Origin of the sequence: Ferrovibrio terrae (genome assembly GCF_943371255.1) — a bacterium.
In the GTDB taxonomy this organism is placed as follows: Bacteria; Pseudomonadota; Alphaproteobacteria; order Ferrovibrionales; family Ferrovibrionaceae; genus Ferrovibrio; species Ferrovibrio terrae_B.
This window is the reverse complement of record NZ_CALRUC010000200.1, coordinates 1-3,699: the sequence shown is the minus strand read 5'-3', so window position 1 is coordinate 3,699 and position 3,699 is coordinate 1. Positions and strand designations below refer to the sequence as shown.

Here is a 3,699-nt window from a genome sequence, read left to right as displayed (position 1 = left end):
GGCAGCTTGCTGAAGGCCAGCGCCGCCACCTCGCGCGCATCGATGCCGCGGCTCGGCACCATGATGGCAAAGGCATCGGAAAAATCCGTACCCGGCAGACTGGCGATGAAAGCCGGATCGGGCGCGGCATCGGTAACGGTGGGGCTGCGCATCGGCGCAGCATGGCGGCTGTGCAGGATGGCGTCCAGATTTGCCGGCCGGAAATCCGGTGCGGTCGCGGCCATGAAAAAAGCCGCCGATTTGCATCGGCGGCTTTCTCGAGGATAGGCCTGATCAGTTCTTGCGGTTGTCGAGGCTGAACGGACCGGCGCCGAAGACGGCGACGAACAGCAGGCCGCCGACGATGGCGAGATTCTTGTTGAACATGATGGTCTGCATCATCTTCTGCGCATCCGGCACGGCCCAGTAATTGTGGAAGCCGACGGCGGCCGCCAGGGTGAACGCGGCCAGGATCAGGGCGGCATAGCGGGTCTTGAAACCGACCAGCAGGGCGGCGGCGACCACGATCTCGACGACGATGGCGATGACGGCGCCGACTTCCGGCATCGGCAGGCCCTTGGAGGTGATGTAGCCGACCGTGTTGCCGAAGCCGGTGATCTTGCTGATGCCGGCCGGGATATACAGATACGCGATCAGGATGCGGCCGAGCAGCGGGCCAAACTTTTCGAGCAGTGCCATGGGAGTGGGTCCTTCAGTTTATTGTTGCTGTTGGTTGAGCTGGTTTCTTGTTGGGTAGATCAGGGCAGCGCGACTGTATCGCGCTGCCCCTCCGGTTCCAATAAATCCCCCGGATGTCAGGATAACACCTTCGTGTTAGTCGGATTCGTCTGGCTCAGGCGGCCTGGTCCATCGCCGCCAGGGCCTCGGCCTCGCGCGCCATGGCGCGCTGCACCGCCGGGCGCTGCTTCATGCGCTCGAAATGCTTGGCGTAGTTCGGATAGGCCGAAACATCGAGGCCGAGCTTGGTTGCCCAGTTGAAGAAGACGAAGATATAGCCATCGGCCACCGACCATTCGCCGAACAGCCAGTCCTTAGCCCCCAGCGCCTTTTCGATGAGGGCGAAGTTGGCGGCATTGGCCTTGGTCGCCAGCGCCTTGATGTTGTCGGCGCTGTCGGGCAGGTCGGAGAAATTCTGCGGGCCGAAGAAGCGGCCCAGCACCGGATGGACACCCGAAGCGCACCAGGCGACAAAGGCCAGCGCCTCGGCTTCCTTCAGCGCATCGCCGGACGGCAGCAGCTTGGCATTCGGATAGCTGCGGTTCAGCCAGGTCAGGATCGCGGTATTCTCGGTCAGCATCTTGCCGTCGATGCCCAGCATCGGCACCTTGCCCTTGGGGTTCAGCGCCAGATATTCCGGCGTGCGGGTCTGCCCCTTGCGGGTATAGGTCGGCTTCGGCGTGAAGGCGGCGCCGGTTTCTTCCAGCGCGATATGGGTGGCGAGCGAGCAGGCGCCGGGCGAGAAGTAGAAGTCGAGCTTGGCCATGAAACGGTTCCCTCCAATGGTGTTTTCCCGGCGGATTCCAGCAAATGCCGCTGGAAGTCCGGGGCCCAGAGGGATAGCCTAGTGCAGTATCAATTTGCAAGTAGGCACCCAAACCCTCTATACTTACCAAATGGCTACTGAGAGCGACTTCGATTTCCGCCACGACCTGACCGCCGACGGGCAGCCGCTCTGCGCGCGCATGATCTGTGCCACGCTGGACCTGATCGCCAACAAATGGGCGGTGCCGATCATTCTCAGCCTGGCGCGGGCCCAGGCGGCGTCGCCGGGTGCGCCGCTGCGCTTTTCCGAATTGTCGCGCGCCATTCCGCTGATCACCCAGAAGGAACTGACCAAGCAGCTGCGCGCGCTGGAAACCGCCGGCCTGGTCGGCCGCCGCGTGCATGCCGCCGTACCGCCGAAGGTGGAATACTGGCTCACCGATCTGGGCCGCTCGCTGCGCCCGGTGCTGGATGAACTCGGCAAATGGGCGGCGCAGAACGGCCCGCGGCTGCGCGCGCCGCGCGCGCGCGAGGCGGCGGAGTAGAGATTCACAAAAAACGAAAAGCCGCCCGCATCCCTCATCAGGGGATGCAGGCGGCTTCAGGTCAGACAGGTCGTCGCGCCAGTGCGGAACCGGCGCGGACGCCTCAGGCCTTGGCAGTCTTGCCCGACGCGTCACGCTTCTCGGTGATGCGCGCAGCCTTACCGGTACGACCACGCAGGTAGTACAGCTTGGCGCGGCGCACGTCGCCGCGGCGAACCACCACGATCGATTCGATGCGCGGGCTGTAGAGCGGGAAGATACGCTCCACGCCTTCGCCATAGGAAATCTTGCGCACGGTGAAGGAGGAGTTCACGCCGCGGTTGGAGCGGGCGATGCACACGCCTTCATAGGCCTGCACGCGCTCGCGGCCGCCTTCGACCACCTTCACGTTGACGGTGAGGGTATCGCCGGGGGCGAAATTCGGCACCGCGCGGGCGGCGACGAGAGCATCGGACTGCTCTTTCTCGATCTGCTGCATCAGGTTCATGGCACTCTGCCTTTCTGTCTTCAGTAAAAGTTCAAACTCGTTCAATTCTTTCCCGCCGGCTTGCGCCCACGGTAACGCTCCCACAGGTCCGGCCGGCGCTCGGCGGTGATCTTTTCCGCCATCTCGCGCCGCCAGGCTGCGATCTTCTCGTGGTGGCCGGACAGCAGCACTTCGGGCACCGCCAGGCCTTCCCACATCTGCGGCCGGGTATACTGGGGATATTCCAGCAAGCCGTCCGCGAAACTCTCCTCGGTGCCGGACTCTTCGGCACCCATCACCCCGGGCAGCAACCGCACGACTGCATCCAGCAGCGCATATGCGGCGATCTCGCCACCCGACAGGACGAAGTCGCCGAGGCTGATCTCGACAACGGGGCGCGCCTGCAAAAAGCGCTCGTCCACCCCCTCGAAGCGACCGCAGAGCAATGTCGCTCCACCGGCCGCCTTCACCTCATGCACCAGCGCCTGGTCCAGGCGCCGGCCACGCGGCGAGAAATAGATCAGCGGCTGCCCGCTGAAGCCTTCCGTGCCGTCCAGTGTCGCATCGAGCGCACTGGCCAGCACATCGGGCCGCATCACCATGCCCGGACCGCCGCCAAAGGGCGTGTCGTCGACGGTGCGGTGCTTGTCGCGCGCGAAGTCGCGAATATCCACCACCGTCATCGACCACCGGCCCTCAGAAAGGGCGCGACCGGCCAGGCTCTGTCCCAGCGGGCCGGGGAACATCGCGGGATACAGCGTCAGTATCCGCGCATTCCACGGCGTGGCCGGGACCGTACTCAACTCACTCTCCGGCCTGTTCGGCCGCCCGCTCGGCTGCCTCTGCCTTGCGGTCCTCTTCGGTGCCCGGATCGCCGAGCCAGAAGGCCGGCTCCACCGTCACCCTGCCGGCGGCGAGGTCCACGTCGGGGACCGCATCGTCGGTAAACGGCACCATCGCCGAACGGCCGCTGTCGGTTTTCACCTCCAGCATGTCGCCGGCGCCGTAGTTGTGCACCGCGCTGACGCGGCCCAGAACCCGGCCCGACATCACTGCCGTCAGGCCCACCAGATCGGCGAAGTAGAACTCGCCATCGCCGGCCTGGGGCAGGGCAGCGCGCTGGACATACAGCTCGGTGCCCTTCATCGCCTCGGCCGCATTGCGGTCCTCGACGCCCTTGATACGCGCAATCACGACGTCACCTTT

Annotated in this window: 7 protein-coding genes; 1 reads left to right on the top strand and 6 read right to left on the bottom strand. The window is 64.9% G+C overall.

The window, feature by feature from the left end; translation table 11 throughout:
* The 3 genes from AAG799_RS22720 to AAG799_RS22710 form a co-directional block, all read right to left on the bottom strand.
* On the bottom strand, nucleotides 1-224 hold a 224-nt coding region (locus AAG799_RS22720), incomplete at its 3' end, for a hypothetical protein (RefSeq protein WP_341899400.1).
* A gap of 49 nt (nucleotides 225-273) precedes the next feature.
* A complete protein-coding gene (locus tag AAG799_RS22715) occupies nucleotides 274-678 on the bottom strand; it encodes a DoxX family protein (protein ID WP_341899398.1) in 405 nt (134 codons plus the stop codon).
* Between the two features lie 154 nt (nucleotides 679-832).
* Nucleotides 833-1,483 (bottom strand): glutathione S-transferase N-terminal domain-containing protein, encoded by a 651-nt coding sequence (locus tag AAG799_RS22710; RefSeq protein ID WP_341899397.1) that lies wholly within the window; start codon nucleotides 1,481-1,483, stop codon nucleotides 833-835.
* Nucleotides 1,484-1,613: 130 nt separating this feature from the next.
* Here AAG799_RS22710 and AAG799_RS22705 point away from each other — a divergent pair, with 130 nt between their 5' ends.
* Nucleotides 1,614-2,027 (top strand): helix-turn-helix domain-containing protein, encoded by a 414-nt coding sequence (locus AAG799_RS22705; RefSeq protein WP_341899395.1) that lies wholly within the window; start codon nucleotides 1,614-1,616, stop codon nucleotides 2,025-2,027.
* 103 nt (nucleotides 2,028-2,130) lie between these two features.
* On the opposite strand, the gene rplS is transcribed toward AAG799_RS22705, so the two are convergent.
* The 3 genes from rplS to rimM all read right to left on the bottom strand — a co-directional run.
* Entirely contained in the window at nucleotides 2,131-2,514 is a 384-nt protein-coding gene (rplS, locus tag AAG799_RS22700) for a 50S ribosomal protein L19 (RefSeq protein WP_297689500.1), read from the bottom strand.
* 41 nt (nucleotides 2,515-2,555) lie between these two features.
* Complete coding sequence (trmD, locus tag AAG799_RS22695) at nucleotides 2,556-3,296, bottom strand: tRNA (guanosine(37)-N1)-methyltransferase TrmD (RefSeq protein ID WP_341899393.1); 741 nt, start codon at nucleotides 3,294-3,296, stop codon at nucleotides 2,556-2,558.
* 1 nt (nucleotide 3,297) lies between these two features.
* Nucleotides 3,298-3,699: ribosome maturation factor RimM (gene rimM / locus AAG799_RS22690; protein ID WP_341899392.1), on the bottom strand; the 402-nt coding region annotated here is incomplete at its 5' end.

Bases quoted from the DNA above. Each gene is read 5' to 3' on its own strand.
- rplS (WP_297689500.1), bottom strand. From the start codon at position 2,514: ATGAACCTGATGCAGCAGATCGAGAAAGAGCAGTCCGATGCTCTCGTC.
- AAG799_RS22710 (WP_341899397.1), bottom strand. From the start codon at position 1,483: ATGGCCAAGCTCGACTTCTACTTCTCGCCCGGCGCCTGCTCGCTCGCC.
- AAG799_RS22705 (WP_341899395.1), top strand. From the start codon at position 1,614: ATGGCTACTGAGAGCGACTTCGATTTCCGCCACGACCTGACCGCCGAC.
- AAG799_RS22715 (WP_341899398.1), bottom strand. From the start codon at position 678: ATGGCACTGCTCGAAAAGTTTGGCCCGCTGCTCGGCCGCATCCTGATC.